Origin of the sequence: Streptomyces narbonensis (genome assembly GCF_014649015.1) — a bacterium.
GTDB lineage: Bacteria > Actinomycetota > Actinomycetes > Streptomycetales > Streptomycetaceae > Streptomyces > Streptomyces narbonensis.
The window spans coordinates 46,320-61,801 of the sequence record NZ_BMSF01000024.1 but is presented as its reverse complement, the minus strand read 5'-3'; the positions used below and the strand labels follow the sequence as shown (position 1 = coordinate 61,801).

Genomic DNA, 15,482 nt, shown 5'->3' with positions numbered 1-15,482 from the left:
GTGGACATCCCTCCGGAGCCCCCGGAGGTCGGAGTCCCCGGAGGTTGGAGCCCCCGGAGGTCGGAGCCCCCGGAGGTCGGAGTCCCCGGAAGTCACATCAGAGTTCCCGGAAGACCGGCCGCGCCCAGGCCGGCGGTGCCGGCGGCGGTCCCGGCGGACGGGTGCCCGTCGTCACCACCTCGCCGCCCGTACCCGCGCCGGCCAGTGCCGACCGCAGCGCCGCGACGAACTCCAGACACGTCCCGTACCGCTCCTCGGGGCTCTTCGCCAGCGCCCTCGCGAAGACGGAGTCGGCGGCCTCCGGCAGTCCCGGGCGGACTTCGGACAGCGGCGGCGGGGGATCGTACTGCTGGGCCCACAGGACCGCCCAGTCGGTCTCGCGGCGGAAGGGGGGCGCGCCGACCAGCGTCTCGAACACCACGCACGCGAGGCTGTAGACGTCGCAGCGGCCGTCGACCGGCTTGCCGGAGATCTGCTCCGGCGCCACGTAGTCGAGCGTGCCGACGAACTCGCCCACCGTCGTGAACCCGGTCAGCGACAGGGACTTCTTCGTCAGCCCGAAGTCCGTGAGGTAGACGTGCTCCGGGTGGTCGCGGTCCGTGCCCTCGGCGACCAGGATGTTGCCCGGCTTCACGTCCCGGTGCACCAGGTCGTGCGCGTGCGCCGCGTCCAGGGCGGAGGCCACCTGGGCGGCGATCCGCCCCGCCGTCGCGGGCGCCAGCGGCCCCTCGCGGTCGAGCAGTGCCACCAGGTCCTGCCCGGCCACGTACCGCATCGCGATGTACAGGACCCCCTCCGTCTCACCGGCGTCGAAGACCGGCACGATGTGCGGGTGGTCGATGGAGGCGGCGACCCGCGACTCGTGCGCGAAGCGTTTGCGGAAGGTGTCGTTGCGGGCCAGCTCGGGCGCGAGGAGCTTGAGGGCCACCGTCCGGTCCAGGCGCAGGTCCCGCGCCCGGTACACGACGGCCATGCCGCCGCGTCCGATCTCGCTCTCCACGAGATAGCCCGCGATCTCCTTGCCGAGGAGCCCCGAGGCCCTGCCCGCCGGAAGGCTCGCCGACAGGTCCGCCGGCAGGTCGCGGTCGCCCTCGCCGCCGGCCATCAGTCCTCACCCGCCGGTCCGGGCGGCCGCTTCACGAGCTGTGTCGGCGGAGGCCCGGCCGCCGCCACCGGGTCGACCTGGGGAACCACCTGCGTCGGCTCGTACGCCGGGGAGCCGGCCGCCTCCTGGTCACCGGGCGCGGGCCCGGCGGAGTCCGCGTCCTCGTCAGCCCCGGGCGCGGGGGACCCGGGGGACTTCGGGGACCCGGGGGCCGGTGCGGCGGCCGACGGGGCCGCCGACGCCGCGTACGTACTGAGTCCGAGGCCGTCGCAGAACACCCAGCGCTCGTGCTCCGCGTCGTACAGCCAGACCGACTCGCCGTCGACGACCATCCCCACCCGCAGTCCGCGGGTCCGCAGCCGGAAGGCCTCGCCGTCCAGGCTGCCCGCGCCCAGCGCCTCGGCCGCCCGCCGGTACCGGCCCAGCGAGTCCTCGGCGCGGGCGAGGAGGGGGCGCGGATCGGCGGTCCTCGTGAGCGGCCGGCCGGCCGCCGGGGGATCGTCCGGGACGGTGACGAGCAGCCGCGCGTCGACCCAGGCCGACCAGCCGTTCGAGCACAGCACCCGCCCCCAGTCCCCGGCCCGCTCCGTCAGCCGCACCGGCAGGAACGCGTCGAGGGACACCGTCGGCAGCCCCGGATCCGGGGCCTCCCAGGCGGGGAGACCGGAGCGGGGCACGACGTGGGTGGGCCGGAAGTCCGGCACACCGTCGGGTACGGGGAAGCTCACAGTCCTGTCTCCCTACCTGCGCATCACGACGGGCTCGTGGCGGCGCAGCAGCCGCGCCACGACCACACCGAGCGCGAGACAGATCACGACCAGCATGCCCATGTCGAACAGCCAGGCCTCCGGGGTGTGGTTCATCAGCGGATCGGCGGTCTTCTCGCTCGGCGCGAGCGTCTCGATGTCGATCGTCGCGCCCATCGCGGCGAACGCCCACCGCGAGGGCACCAGCCAGGCCAGCTGCTCCAGGACCGGCGTACCGCGCACGGTGAGCAGCGCGCCGCAGAAGACCACCTGCACGATGGCGAGGAGGACGAGCAGAGGCATCGTCACCTCCTCCTTGCGGACCACGGCCGACACGAGGAGGCCGAGCATCATCGCGGTGAAGGAGAGGAACGCGACGGCGAGCGTGATCTCGACGAGCGGCGGCAGCAGGACCCCGTCGCCGCCGGGCACGTTCAGCGGGACGCCGATCAGGGCCACCAGGGTGAGCACCACCGCCTGCACGATGGTGATCGTGCCGAGGACCACCACCTTGGAGGCGAGGTACGCCGAGCGGGACAGGCCGACGGCTCTCTCGCGGCGGTAGATCGAGCGTTCCTTGACCAGCTCGCGCACGGCGTTCGCCGCGCCGGTGAGGACCCCGCCCACACAGAGGATGAGCAGGACGTTCAGGGCCGACTCCGGGTTGAAGCCGCCCTCGGACAGCGCGCGGGCCATCGCGCCCATCACGAACGGCAGCGCGATCATGATCACGAGGAAGGTCCGGTCGGCGGCGAGCGCGGCGGCGTACCGCCGGACCAGGGTCCGCAGTTGGGAGCCCCAGCTCTGAGCCTTCGGCGGCGGGCCGAGTTCCGGGGCCATCCGGGCTACCTGCCCGGCCTGGCCTGCTGCCGGTCCGCCCTGTCCGCCCTGTCCTTGTCCTGCCGCGCCGTAACCACCGGAGTCGGGGGAGCCGTCGGTGGGCAGGAACGGTCGGGCCGTCGCGTCCGCGACGTACCGACGGTGGAATCGGGAGGCCTGGTACTGCCCGGCCCAGTCGCGGTCCCGGTCGTTCTCGAAGGCCTCGAAGGCCTCCGGCCACTGTGTGTAGCCGAAGAAGCCGAGGGTGTCGGCGGGCGGTCCGTAGTAGGCCACCCGGCCGCCGGGGGCCAGGACGAGGAGCCGGTCGCAGACGTCCAGGCTGAGCACGCTGTGCGTGACGACGACGACCGTGCGCCCGTCGTCCGCGAGCCCGCGCAGCATGTGCATCACGGACCGGTCCATCCCCGGGTCGAGGCCGGACGTCGGCTCGTCGAGGAAGAGCAGCGAGGGCTTGGTGAGCAGTTCGAGGGCGACGCTCACCCGCTTGCGCTGTCCGCCGGAGAGGCTGTGGATCGGCTGCTCCGCCCGCTCCACGAGACCGAGCTCGCGGATCACCTCGTCGACCCGGGCCCGCCGTTCGGCGGGTGCGGTGTCCTCCGGGAAGCGCAGTTCGGCGGCGTAGCCGAGGGCCCGGCGGACGGTGAGCTGGAGGTGCAGGATGTCGTCCTGCGGGACGAGCCCGATGCGCTGTCGCAGCTCGGCGTAGTCCCGGTACAGGTCGCGGCCGTCGTAGAGCACGGTACCCCGGTCGGCGGGCCGCTGGCCGGTCAGCGCGTTCAGGAGCGTCGACTTCCCGGCACCGGACGGTCCGACGACAGCGAGCAGGCTCTTCTCGCCCACGGGGAACGACACCGCGTCCAGGAGGGTCTTGTGGCCGTGGTCGACGGTGACGGCGAGCTCCTGGACGTCGAGGGAGATCTCGCCGTCGTCGGTGAACTCGACGAGCTGCCCGCCGATCAGGCAGAACGCGCAATGGCCGATGCCGACGATGTCGTCCGGCGTCACGCGCGCGTCGACGACACGGCGGCCGTTGAGGAAGGTGCCGTTGTGGCTGCCGAGGTCGTGGATCCAGTACGTGCCGTCGGGCCGGGCGCGCAGCTCGGCGTGCCGTCGGGAGACGACGAGGTCGGCGACGACGACGTCGTTGTCGGGTGCCCGGCCGATCCGGATGCTGTGGGCGGGCAGGGGCCGCACGGACGTCGGCGCCCGGAAGGTGCCCGTGGCGGCGGGGTGCGAGACGGAGGGCGGCCGGAGCAGCGCGGCGGCGGAGGGCTCGGGGAGCGGCGGTGCCGGGTCGGCCGCCGGCGCGGAGGCGGACGGCGGTCCGGGGGAGGAGGGGGCGGGGGATACGGGGAGCTGCGCCGCCGGCACCGGCTGTGCGGGCTCGGCGGGCCCGGGGGACGCGGGGGGCTCCGCGGTCGGCGGTTCCGGGACGGGCCGCGGGACCGGCGGCTCGTGGAGCGGGGGTGCGGGGGGAGGCGGCTCCGGGACGGGCCGCGTCGGAACGGGCGGCACCTGGGGCGGCGGTGTCGGGACCGGCGGCTCCTGGCTCGACCCTCCTTGGCCCGACGCCTCCTGGCTCGGCGGCGGGGGCGCTGGCGGGCGGGCCCGGGGCGCGGTCGAGAGCACCGCACGCGGGCCGTCCTCCGGATGCCCGAAACGCACGACCGTCCCGGGGCCGACCTCCCGGGCCCCGACCACCCGCAGTCCGTTCGTGAAGGTGCCGTTCGTGCTGCCCTCGTCCGTCAGGTCCCAGTGGCCGCCGACGGCGCGGAGCAGTGCGTGGTGCCAGGACGCCCGGGCGTCCGAGAGCACGACGTCGCTGGTGGGGTCGCGCCCGATGCGATAGACGCGACCCGGGTTCATGAGCGTCGCGTCCCCGTCGATCTCGAGGACCAGAGCGGGCGCGGCGGGTGCGACGGGCCGCTCTCCCATGCGTGAATCCTAACCGTCGGCGCTGATCCCTGCCCGGGATGAGCGCCGGTAGGGTGGGCGCTTCCGCCGCCGGACACGGCGCCCGACGAAGGAGGCCCACCCGTGCCGAAAGGTGTCACCAGGCGACGGCCCCGCACGCGCGCGGCGCTGCTGAAGGCCGCCCTGGAGGCCTTCGCCGAGCACGGTTTCCATGCGACGACGATCGAGCAGGTCTGCGAACGCGCGGGCTATACGCGGGGCGCGTACTACTCGAACTTCGCCAGCAAGGAGGAGCTCTTCCTCGCGCTCTTCGACGAGCACAGCGACCGGACCGTGCGGCGGCTCGCCGACGCGATCGACGCGCTGACCGCCGAGGAGTTCACGCTGACGCGGCTGGCCGAGCTCGCCGCCCGGATCGAGCCGGACGAGCGGGACTGGTACCTGGTGACCACCGAGTTCACGCTGCACGCCATCCGCGACCGGCAGGCCGCCTGGGTGCTCGCCCGCCACGACGAGCGGCTGCGCGCCGAGATCGCCCGCGGCCTCACGCTCGTCCTGCGCCGGGCGGGGCGCGAGCTGACCGTGGACGCGGACCGGTTCGCCCGGCTGATCGTCGCCCTGCGCGAGGGTGGACTCGCGCAGAGCTACGTAGAACCGGCGGCGCTGCCGCCCGGCAGTCTGGAGCGCGAGTTCCTCGCTCCGCTCCTGGAGGTGTCGACCCGGGAACTCGCCGCTCCCGAAGGTCAGCCGAACAGGTCCGGGTCGGACGCGGTGATCTGATCCCACAGCGGGCGCGCCTGGAACCAGCCCGCGAGGTGGCTGCCTATCTGGCCCCGGGTGAGGAGCGCCGTCTCGCGGTCGATCGACTGCGGGGTGCCCGCCGCCATCGCGAGGAGCTGTGCCTGGCAGGACCGCTCCATCGTGACGAACCACCACACGGCCTCGGCGACGGAGTGGCCGACGGTGAGGAGCCCGTGGTTCTTGAGGATGACGGCCTTGTGCTCGCCCAGGGCCTTCGCGACCCGCTCACCCTCCTCGGTCTCGTTGACCACACCCCGGTAGTCGTCGTAGATCCCGTGGTCCTCGAAGAAGGCGCACGCGTCCTGGGTGATCGGATCCAGCGGGATGCCGAGGCTGGAGAACGCCTTGCCGTGCAGGGAGTGCGAGTGCGCGGCGGCGACGGCGTCGGGCCGGGCGGCGTGGACGCGCGAGTGGATGACGAACGCGGCCCGGTTCACGGGACTGCGCCCTTCGAGGACGGTCCCCTCGTGGTCGACCAGGATCAGGTCGGAGGCCTTGATCTGGCTGAAGCTCATGCCGAACGGGTTGACCCAGAAGGCGTTCGGGTCGCCGGGGTCGCGGACGGTGATGTGCCCGGCGACCCCTTCGGAGAACCCGAACCGGCCGAAGATCCGGAATCCGGCGGCGAGCTGCTCCTTGCGGTACCGGCGCTCCTCCTCGACGGTGTCGAAGGTGGGCGGCAGCGGCAGCACGACCCCGTCGGGCAGCGGCCCGACGGCGGCGGCGAGAACGGGCGGCACGGTGCTCATGGCGGCTCCTCGGTGAGCGGGTGGGGCACGGCGCGCCAAAAGATACAGAGATGCATCCGATACGACAATGGATCGTGTCACCCCACCGCCCCGCCCCTGTTGCGCAGCCGCCCCCGGCGCGGGAGGTTGCCGGTGGGGGTAGACGGCAGGAGGAGAGACGTCATGGGCATCGCCACGGTGAACCCCGCGACGGGCGCGACGCTGCGTACCTACGAGGCCCACGGGCCCGAGGAGGTCGAGCGGCGCATCGCCGCCGCGCACGAGGCGTACCGCCAGTACCGCACCACCTCCTTCGCCGAGCGCGCCCGCCTCCTGCGTGCCGCGGCCACGCTCCTCGACGAGGACACCGACGACATCGCGCGCACCATGACCGTCGAGATGGGCAAACCGATCGCCGCCTCCCGCGCGGAGGCCGGCAAGTGCGCCAAGGCCATGCGCTGGTACGCCCGCAACGCCGAGCAACTCCTCGCCGACGAGCACCCGGCGGAGAGCGACGTCCAGGACTCCGGCGCGGACACGGCCCGCGTGCACTACCGGCCCCTCGGCCCCATCCTCGCCGTCATGCCGTGGAACTTCCCGCTCTGGCAGGTGATCCGCTTCGCCGCGCCCGCGCTCATGGCGGGCAACACCGGCCTCCTGAAGCACGCCTCCAACGTGCCGCAGACCGCGCTGTACCTGGGCGACCTCTTCCGGCGCTCCGGATTCCCCGAGGGCTGTTTCCAGACCCTCCTCATCGGCTCGGGCGACGTCGAGCGCGTCCTGCGGGACCCCAGGGTCGTCGCCGCCACCCTCACCGGCAGCGAACCCGCCGGCCGGGCCGTGGCCGCCGTCGCGGGGGACGAGGTGAAGAAGACCGTCCTGGAACTCGGCGGCAGCGACCCGTTCGTCGTCATGCCCTCCGCGGACATCGTCGCGGCCGTGAAGACGGCCGTCACCGCGCGCGTCCAGAACAACGGGCAGTCCTGCATCGCCGCCAAGCGGTTCATCGTCCACCAGAACGTGTACGACGACTTCTCCGAGCGCTTCACGGCCGCCATGAACGCCCTCACCGTCGGCGACCCCCTCGACGAGTCCACCGACATCGGCCCCCTCGCCACCGAACAGGGCAGGACCGACCTGGAGGAGCTCGTCGACGACGCCGTACGACGCGGGGCCACCGCCCTGTGCGGCGGCCGGCGTCCCGAGGACCCGGCGCTCGCCGACGGCTGGTACTACCGGCCCACCGTGCTCGTCGGCATCACCCCGGAGATGCGGATCCACCAGGAGGAGGCCTTCGGGCCGGTCGCCACCGTCTACCCGGTCCGCGACATCGAGGAGGCCGTGGCCGTCGCCAACGACTCCCCGTTCGGGCTCAGTTCCAACGTCTGGACCCGGTCCGCCGAAGACATCGCCTTCTTCGTCCGCGACCTGGAGGCCGGCGGCGTCTTCGTCAACGGCATGACGGCCTCGCACCCCGCCCTGCCCTTCGGCGGGATCAAGCGCTCCGGATACGGTCGCGAGCTCTCCGGCCACGGCATCCGCGAGTTCTGCAACGCGACGACGGTCTGGCAGCGCGCCTGACGTCGCCGCTCAGGACCGCGTCCACCGCGAAAGGCGGTCCGCCGACCAGGTGTTGATCACCCGCTCCTCCGGTACCTCGCACTCCTCGGCCCGCGCGCAGCCGAGGATCTGCCACTCCAGCTGGCCGGGCGCGTGGGCGTCCGTGTCCACCGCGAAGTACGCCCCCGCCGCCACCGCGAGCCGCAGCAGCCGCCGCGGCGGATCGAGCCGCTCCGGACGGCTGTTGATCTCGACGGCCGTGTCCGACTCGGCGCAGGCGGCGAACACCCGCTCCGCGTCGAACTCCGACTCCGGCCGCAGCCGCCCTCCCGCCACCAGACGGCCCGTGCAGTGCCCGAGGACGTCCATCAGCGGGTTGCGGACGGCCCGTTCGAGACGGCGGGTCATCGCCTTCGCGTCCATCCGGAGCTTCGAGTGGACCGAACCGACCACCAGGTCCAGACGGTCGAGCAGCTCCGGCTCCTGGTCGAGCGAACCGTCGTCCAGAATGTCGCACTCGATCCCGGTGAGCATCCGGAAGGGCGCCCACTCCTCGTTCAGCCGGGCCACCACGTCCAGTTGCTCCCGCAGCCGCTCCGCCGACAGGCCGCGCGCCACCGTGAGCCGGGGCGAATGGTCGGTGAGCACCGCCCAGTCGTGGCCGAGAGCCGCCGCCGTCCGGCCCATGTCCTCGATCGTGGCGCCGCCGTCGGACCAGTCCGAGTGGAGGTGGCAGTCTCCCCGCAGCGCCGCCCGCAGCGCCTCGCCCCCGCTCGCGGGGCCGTCGGACCGAAGGGACTCCTCCAGCTCCGCCTCCAGGACCGCCAGGTACTCGGGGACCCGGCCGTCGAGCGCCTCGCGCACCACCGCCGCCGTCTTCGGCCCGATCCCTTTCACGGACTCCAGGGTGCCCGCCGTCGCGCGCCGGTCCGCCTCGCCCTCCGGCAGGCCGCCGAGGGCGGCCGCGGCCGTGCGGAACGCCCGCGCCCGATAGCCAGGCGCCTGGGCGCGCTCCAGCAGGAACGCGATCCGGTTCAGCGCGGCCACGGGGTCCACGGTGCCTCCTCACCCGCCGCCCGGTCCGGCGCCCGCGACGAGCGGAGCCGGCTCGATCTCGCACCACACCGCCTTGCCCTCGCCACGGGGCTCGACGCCCCACCGGGACGCGAGCGCGTCGAGCAGGAGCAGTCCCCGCCCCGACGTGGCGGCCTCACCAGGGGTACGCCGTCGGGGCCAGGCGCTCGACCGGTCCTGCACCGAGAGCCGTACCCGCCGCACCGGCTCCGGCAGCACCTCCAGGGTGAGCACCGCGCCGCCCTCGGTGTGCAGCAGGACGTTGACGAGCAGCTCGCCCGTCAACAGCTCGGCGTCGTCGGCCAGTTCCGGCAGACCCCAGTCGCGCAGGGCCTGCCCCACGGCCGCCCGTGCGTCCGAGAGCCCCTGCGGGTCGGCCTGGTGGATGTACTGGTGGATCCGTGGCGCCCGGGGCGTGCCGGGGTCCGGGCTGCGCCGGAGCACGAGGAGCGCGACGTCGTCGCCGGAACCCCATCGCTCCCACAGCCGCTCGGAGAGGTGGTCGGCGAGTGCCTCCGCCTGTGGCGGACCGCTGCTGATCGCTTCCGAAAGGACGTCGAGACCGGTCTCGATGTCCGAGCCGGGCTGCTCGACGAGTCCGTCCGTGCAGAGCACGAGCGTCTCCCCGGGCACCAGGTCGAGCCGGGTCTCCGGGAACTCCTCGTCGCCGAACACGGTGGCGAGCCCCAGCGGCAGTCCGCCGCGCAGATTGGGCTGCCCGACGCGGCCGTCGGTGTGCCGGATGAGCGGTCCGAGATGCCCGGCCCGTACCGCGCGCAGCGTGCCGCTCCCCAGATCCACCTGCGCGTACGTGCAGGTGGCGAAGCGGTTGGTGTCCAGCTCGGCGAGGAAGCGGGAGGCGCGGGCCAGCACGGTCGACGGGGCGTGCCCCTCACCCGCGTACGCCCGCAGCGCGATCCGCAACTGCCCCATGATGGCGGCGGCGTGCGTGTCGTGGCCCTGCACGTCGCCGACGACGATGCCGACCCGGCCGCGGGGCAGCGAGATCACGTCGTACCAGTCGCCGCCGACCTGCCGTCCGCTCCACGCCGCGTGATAGCGCACGGCGATCTCGCCACCGGTGATCTCCGGGATCCGGCGCGGCAGCATCGTCGCCTGGAGCCCCGTCGCGAGCTCCCGCTCCTCGTCGAAGAGGATCGCCCGCTGGAGCGACTGGGCGACGATCGCCGCGAGACCGAGCGCGAGGTTCCGCTCGTCGGGGTTGAAGGCCGAACGGCCCCGGTAGAACAGCGCCATGCCGCCGAGCGAGCGGGCCTGCGCCACCAGGGGCAGGTAGCAGGCGGACTTGAACCGGAGCCGGGGCAGGTACGGCGCCAGCTCGGGGAAGTCCCGCCCGAGCGACTGGAAGGACGAGACGAACCGCGGCCGGCCGCTCAGCACCGCCTCGGCCAGCGGAAGCCCCCGGTCGAGCCGCCGCGTGCGGAAGTCGTTCAGGGCGTCGAGGGATTCGCCGCTGAGCGCGATCACGTTGAGCGAGCCGTTCTCGACGAGCCCGAGCGCCAGGCCCTCCGCGCCGAGCCGGGCGAGCCCGCCGGGACCGGTCAGGGCGGCGGTCACGTCGTCCACCGTCACCGCGCGCGACAGCGCGTTCGTCGTCCGCTCGACGATGCTCGTCTGCACCTCGCGCCGCTTCTCCAGCTCCAGCACGAAAGCGGTGTGCGAGACCTCGGCGGTCGTGTCCCGCACGACCCCGACGATCCGCTGGGCCCGTCCGTCCGGCTTGCGCAGGATCCGCGCCTGCACGTGCGTCCAGTGGGGTGCGCCCTCGGCCTGCGGGATCGGGAAATGCGCGTTGTACGACACCGAGCCGCCCTTCACCGCCTCGCGGACGATGCCCTTGAGTCGGGTCCGCTCCTCGGGTGCCAGGCGCGCGACCAGCGTCGCCGGGCTTCCGTCGTAGGCGTCCTGGGTCAGCCCGAAGACCAGCAGCCCGGACTCGTCGACATCGATGGTGCCCGTGTCGAGATCCCAGTCGAAGCTGCCGGTCCGGTTCATGGCGAGCCGCTCGGCGGGCCCGATCTCGCCACTGCGCGTAAGCCGGTCGTCATCGGTCATCCCCCCCATTGTCGAACCCGCACCCCGTGGACGCCATGGCGGTGACACGGCGTGGCGCAAGTTCGCCTCGAAGCACGGGGCGCAGGGGGACGCGCCGACGGCGGGGCAGAATGGGCCGGTGCAGCCGTCCTACCGTGTTCTCGGTCCCTGTCAGGCGCTCCGTTCCGACGACGGGACGGAGGTCGTGCTGAACGGCCCCAGGCTCCGGGCGCTGCTCACCGCGCTCGCCGCCGGCGCCGCGGACGTCCCTGGCGGGGCCGTCGGCACGGGCGGTGCGGTCGGCCCGGGCGGTGCCGGCCGGGTGGGACCCTCGCGGGCGATGAGCGTCGGCGCGCTGATCGACCAGGTGTGGGCGGATGACGACCCGGCCGCCGGCCTCGACCGCACGGCCGCGCTCCAGGCCCTCGTGGGCCGTCTGCGCCGGGCCCTCGGACACGAGGCCGTCCTCTCCGGCCCCGGCGGCTACCTGCTGGCCGCCGACCCGGACACCGTCGACCTGCACCGCTTCGAACGGCTCGCCGCCGAAGGCGCGGCCGCCCTCGCCGACGGGGACGCCGTCCGGGCCGCCGCGCTCCTCGACCAGGCGCTCGGCCTGTGGCGCGGACCGGCCCTCGCGGACCTGCCCGGCCGGGAGGCCGACCCCCTCGTCGTACGGCTCGAGCAACGGCACGCGCGGGCGCGCCGCGACCGGTACGCGGCCGATCTGGCCCTGGGGCGCGCCCAGGACGTCCTCGCGCCGCTCGCGGCCCTCGCAGCCGGGCATCCGCTCGACGAGCCGGTCCAGGCCCTGCGGATCCGGGCCCTGCGGGCCGCCGGACGCCCCGCGGAGGCCCTCGCGGCGTACGAGGAGGTGCGCACCGGCCTCGCCGACCGGCTGGGCACCGACCCGGGGCCCGAACTGCGCGCCCTGCACACCGAACTCCTGGGCGCGCCCGCGCGCGTACCCGTGCCCGGACATCCCTCGGACCGGAGCGGGCGCCTGCCCGCCCGGCTGACCTCGTTCATCGGCCGCGACGGTGAGCTCGGCGCACTCGCGGCCGGGTGGGCCGACCGGCGGCTCGTCACGCTCACGGGACCGGGTGGCGTCGGCAAGACCCGGCTCGCCCTGGAGGCGGCCGAGACGTACGAGGGCGGACCGGTCCACGTCGCCGAACTCGCCTCCGTACGCGAGGAGTCCTCGGTCGCGGCGGCCGTCCTCAGCGCGCTGGGGGCCCGCGAGACCCAGCTGTGGAACGGTCCGGCCGTCGCCGAGGCCGCCGGGCCGAAGGGCGTGCTGGCCCACCTGGTCGAGTACTGCGCCGGGCGCCGGATGCTCCTGGTCCTCGACAACTGCGAGCACGTGATCGCCGCGGCGGCGGAGCTCGCGGAGACCCTCCTCACGCGGTGCCCCGGCGTCACGGTCCTGGCGACGAGCCGGGAGCCGCTGGGGGTGCCGGGGGAGGTGCTGCGTCCGCTGGGGCCGCTGCCGGCGGAGATGGCGCTGCGGCTCCTCGGCGAGCGGGGCGCGGCGGCGCGGCCGGGCTTCCGGGTCGGGGACGACGCGGGGGCCGCCGAGGAGGTCTGCCGCCGCCTCGACGGGCTGCCGCTGGCGATCGAGCTGGCGGCTGCGCGGCTGCGGATGCTGTCGGTGCGGCAGATCGCGGACCGCCTGGACGATCGTTTCCGGCTGCTGACGTCGGGGGCACGGACGGTGCTGCCGCGTCAGCAGACGCTGCGAGCGGTGGTGGACTGGTCGTGGGAGCTGCTCGACGGGCCGGAGCGGGCGGTGCTGCGGCGGCTCGCGGTGTTCACCGGCGGCTGTGACCTGGCGGCGGCGGAGACGGTCTGCGCCGACGAGGCGCAGGTAGCCGGCGCGGACACGGACGCGGGTACAGGTACAGGTACGGGCGCGAGCACGGGCGCAGACGTACTGGGCGTACTGGCCGCTCTTGTCGACAAGTCGCTCGTCGTCTCCGCCCCCGGCGACACCGGCATGCGCTACCGGCTCCTGGAGACGGTGGCCGAGTACGCCGCGGAGCGCCTCGACGAGGCGGGCGAGCGGGCCGTGACCGAGCGGCGCCACCTCACGTACTACCGCGAACTCGCCCGCCGTACCGACCCCGAGCTTCGCGGCTCCGGGCAGGTCGCCGCCATCTCACGCCTGGAGCGCGAGCACGGCAACCTGCGGGCCGCCCTGCGCACCGCCGTGGCCGTCGCCGACGAGCAGGAGGCGCTCTGCCTCGTCCACTCCCTCAGCTGGTTCTGGCAGCTGCGGTACCACCGGACCGACGCCCGGACGTGGGCGGCGGCCGCCGCCGGGCTCGGCCCCGACCCGTTCCAGGAGCCCGTCCGTCCTGCCGAGCCCTTCGAGGGCCGCTGTGTTGACGTGCCGCCGCCGTGGAGCGGCGAGCGGCTCTGGGAGGCCCGCCGCGGCGGGCAGCTCTACGCGCTCGCGACCGACGGCAGCGACGGCGCCACCGCCTTCGAACGGCCCGAGACCCGTGCCCGGCTCACCGCCCTCATCACCGCGTACCGCCCCGGCCTCCCGCAGACCTGCCGCCAGCCCGGGACGATGTGGTTCTTCGCCCGCCTGATGACGGGAGAGCTCGCCGGCCTCGACGAGACCCTGACCCTGACCGTCGACGCCTGCCGCGAGCACGGGACCGGCTGGGACCTCGGCTTCGCCCTCCTCATGCGGGGAAAGCTCCTCGGCCACGGCCCCGAGGACGCCGACGAGGCGCTCGCCATCTTCGAGACGGCCGAGGACGCCTGGGGCATCGCGGAGTCCCTCTCGGCGCGGGGCGAGGCCTACGAGCGCGCCGGTCGGCTCCCCGAGGCCGCCGCCGACTTCGAAAGGGCCGCCCACGCCGCCGCCCTCGTGGGCGCCCGCTCGCAGGTGCCGCTCTTCTCCGCCCGCCTCGCGGCCGTACGCCTCCGGCTGGGCCCGGGGGACGAGGCGGCCGAACGGCTCCTGGCCGAAGCCGCCGACGAGGCGGGCCAGTGGGGAGCCGAGGCCGCCGGCACCGGCCGGCTGCTCCTCGCCCAGCACTACGGCCACACCGGGCGCACGGCCCTGGCCCGCGCGCAGCTCACCCGGCTGGAGGAGGAGTTCGGCGAGCACACCCCGACGCTCTTCTGGGGCCTGGCCGGCGGGGCGTGGGCCTGGCTCGACTGCCTGGACGGCGCCCACGACCGGGCCCTGGAGCGCCTGGCCCGTGCCGTCGTCGACCTGGAGGCCCTCGCCCACCTGGTCGCGCCCTACCTCGTCGTTGCCCAGTTCGCGACGGCCGCCTGGGCCCGCGGCGGCAGGGGCGGCCCGGGCGACGCCGAGACCGGAGCCCGGCTCCTCGGCGCCCACGACACCCATATCGGCCCGCCGACGGGAGGCGGCTTCCGACCCTTCGCCCCGCAGACGGAGACCGCGATCCGCGCCCGCGCCGAGGAGACGGTCCGCGCGCGCCTCACCCCGGAGGCGTACGACCACCACTACGCGGAGGGCACGGAGTTCCCGCTGGACACCGCCCTGGCCCTCGTCCGGCAGCCGGAGGCGACGGTCCCCGCACGGCCTGAGCGGAGCCCCGCACGGCCTGAGCGGTCCCCCGGCACCGCCTGAGCGGCCCCCGGCACCGCCTGAGCGGCCCCCGGCACCGCCTGGGCGGACCCGTCGCGCCGGCGGTACGACGGGTCCGCCCGCTCAGCCGGTCGACAGCCGCTCCCGCGCCTCCGCGAGGTCCTCGGACGTCGGGGCGTCGTCCTGGGAGAGGCGGCGGCGCCAGTAGCCGGTGAAGTGGATGGCCCTGCGGTCGACGCCCCGCTCCTCCACGAGATGCCGGCGCAGACGGCGGACCGCCGAGGCCTCGCCCGCGAGCCAGCCGGACGGACTGCCGGGCGGCAGCGTCCCGGCCCGGACGGCGTCGGCCGCCGGCACGTCGTGGGGCAGCAGTCGCACGGTGAGGTCTCCGGCCGTCGCCAGGGGCTGTACGTCCGCCGGGTCGTCGACCTGGACGTACGCGAGGGCCGGCCGGCCCGCCGGGAGCGCGGCGACGACCGTGGCGAGGGCGGGCACCGCGCACGCGTCGGCGTACAGGAGCGTCCAGTCGCCGGCCCCTGGTTCGAAGGGCACCGCGAACGCGGCGGACGGACCGAACACGCCCAGCGGATCACCGGGCCGCGCGCTCCGCGCCCACCGCGTCGCCGGCCCCTCGTCGCCCGCCGAACCGGCCTCCCCGTGCAGGTGGAAGTCGATGTCGACCGTCTCCGCCACCGGGTCGTGCGCCCGGAGGGTGTAGCTCCGCATCCATGGCCGATCCTCCTCCGGGATCGCCGCGTAGGCCCCGTACCACCGCATCACGTCGCCGTCCGCCCCGACGGCGGGCAGGACGGGCTCCGTGCCGGGCATCCGGGGAAGGAACAGTTTCACCTGCTGGTCGGGCCCGGCGAGCGTGAACCCGGCCAGGGAGGAGCCGCCGAGGGTGACGCGGAGGGTGCGCGGGGTGATCCGGCGGACGGCGGTCACCCGAAGGCGCCGCAGGGGGAAGTCCGGGGGCTGGGACATCGCTGACTCCTGGGGTCGAAGGTCTCGCGGACGGGTCCGGGAAACGGGCACACCCCACCCTCCCGGGCCCCGCCGACACGCCACCGACACCCGTCCGACAGGAG

General features: G+C 74.7%; 10 protein-coding genes. 3 read left to right on the top strand and 7 right to left on the bottom strand.

Annotated elements, in window-relative coordinates; all coding sequences use genetic code 11:
* Positions 1-97: 97 nt before the first annotated feature.
* From IE124_RS31345 to IE124_RS31335, 3 genes are read right to left on the bottom strand one after another with little or no spacing between them, the layout of a single operon-like run.
* Positions 98-1,105 (bottom strand): serine/threonine-protein kinase, encoded by a 1,008-nt coding sequence (locus IE124_RS31345; RefSeq protein ID WP_189512957.1) that lies wholly within the window; start codon positions 1,103-1,105, stop codon positions 98-100.
* On the bottom strand, positions 1,105-1,833 hold the full coding sequence (locus tag IE124_RS31340) for an SH3 domain-containing protein (protein WP_189512955.1): 729 nt from the start codon (positions 1,831-1,833) through the stop codon (positions 1,105-1,107). The genes IE124_RS31345 and IE124_RS31340 overlap by 1 nt, the downstream gene beginning before the upstream one ends.
* 12 nt (positions 1,834-1,845) lie before the next feature.
* Complete coding sequence (locus IE124_RS31335; RefSeq protein WP_189512953.1) at positions 1,846-4,626, bottom strand: FHA domain-containing protein; 2,781 nt, start codon at positions 4,624-4,626, stop codon at positions 1,846-1,848.
* Between the two features lie 102 nt (positions 4,627-4,728).
* On the opposite strand from IE124_RS31335, the gene IE124_RS31330 reads away from it, so the two are divergent.
* Complete coding sequence (locus IE124_RS31330; protein WP_189512951.1) at positions 4,729-5,385, top strand: TetR/AcrR family transcriptional regulator; 657 nt, start codon at positions 4,729-4,731, stop codon at positions 5,383-5,385.
* Here IE124_RS31330 and IE124_RS31325 read toward each other — a convergent pair.
* The gene (locus tag IE124_RS31325) at positions 5,349-6,155 is read right to left on the bottom strand and encodes a class II aldolase/adducin family protein (RefSeq protein ID WP_189512949.1); all 807 of its coding nucleotides are present in this window, start codon (positions 6,153-6,155) and stop codon (positions 5,349-5,351) included. The genes IE124_RS31330 and IE124_RS31325 overlap by 37 nt on opposite strands.
* Positions 6,156-6,317: 162 nt before the next feature.
* On the opposite strand from IE124_RS31325, the gene IE124_RS31320 reads away from it, so the two are divergent.
* The gene (locus IE124_RS31320; RefSeq protein WP_189512947.1) at positions 6,318-7,715 is read left to right on the top strand and encodes an NADP-dependent succinic semialdehyde dehydrogenase; all 1,398 of its coding nucleotides are present in this window, start codon (positions 6,318-6,320) and stop codon (positions 7,713-7,715) included.
* A 9-nt stretch (positions 7,716-7,724) separates the two neighbouring features.
* On the opposite strand, the gene IE124_RS31315 is transcribed toward IE124_RS31320, so the two are convergent.
* Both IE124_RS31315 and IE124_RS31310 read right to left on the bottom strand, forming a co-directional pair.
* Positions 7,725-8,750: a PHP domain-containing protein gene (locus IE124_RS31315; protein ID WP_189512945.1), complete on the bottom strand. Its 1,026-nt coding sequence runs from the start codon at positions 8,748-8,750 to the stop codon at positions 7,725-7,727.
* 9 nt (positions 8,751-8,759) lie between these two features.
* Entirely contained in the window at positions 8,760-10,844 is a 2,085-nt protein-coding gene (locus IE124_RS31310; protein ID WP_189512943.1) for a SpoIIE family protein phosphatase, read from the bottom strand.
* A gap of 118 nt (positions 10,845-10,962) precedes the next feature.
* Here IE124_RS31310 and IE124_RS31305 point away from each other — a divergent pair, with 118 nt between their 5' ends.
* Entirely contained in the window at positions 10,963-14,436 is a 3,474-nt protein-coding gene (locus IE124_RS31305; RefSeq protein ID WP_229833067.1) for an ATP-binding protein, read from the top strand.
* A gap of 81 nt (positions 14,437-14,517) precedes the next feature.
* On the opposite strand, the gene IE124_RS31300 is transcribed toward IE124_RS31305, so the two are convergent.
* The gene (locus IE124_RS31300; RefSeq protein ID WP_189512941.1) at positions 14,518-15,378 is read right to left on the bottom strand and encodes a siderophore-interacting protein; all 861 of its coding nucleotides are present in this window, start codon (positions 15,376-15,378) and stop codon (positions 14,518-14,520) included.
* Positions 15,379-15,482 lie beyond the last annotated feature (104 nt).

What these genes read in the sequence shown, in the direction of transcription:
- IE124_RS31345 (WP_189512957.1), bottom strand. Translation starts at nt 1,105, where the DNA reads ATGGCCGGCGGCGAGGGCGACCGCGACCTGCCGGCGGACCTGTCGGCG.
- IE124_RS31335 (WP_189512953.1), bottom strand. Translation starts at nt 4,626, where the DNA reads ATGGGAGAGCGGCCCGTCGCACCCGCCGCGCCCGCTCTGGTCCTCGAG.
- IE124_RS31325 (WP_189512949.1), bottom strand. Translation starts at nt 6,155, where the DNA reads ATGAGCACCGTGCCGCCCGTTCTCGCCGCCGCCGTCGGGCCGCTGCCC.
- IE124_RS31320 (WP_189512947.1), top strand. Translation starts at nt 6,318, where the DNA reads ATGGGCATCGCCACGGTGAACCCCGCGACGGGCGCGACGCTGCGTACC.
- IE124_RS31310 (WP_189512943.1), bottom strand. Translation starts at nt 10,844, where the DNA reads ATGACCGATGACGACCGGCTTACGCGCAGTGGCGAGATCGGGCCCGCC.
- IE124_RS31300 (WP_189512941.1), bottom strand. Translation starts at nt 15,378, where the DNA reads ATGTCCCAGCCCCCGGACTTCCCCCTGCGGCGCCTTCGGGTGACCGCC.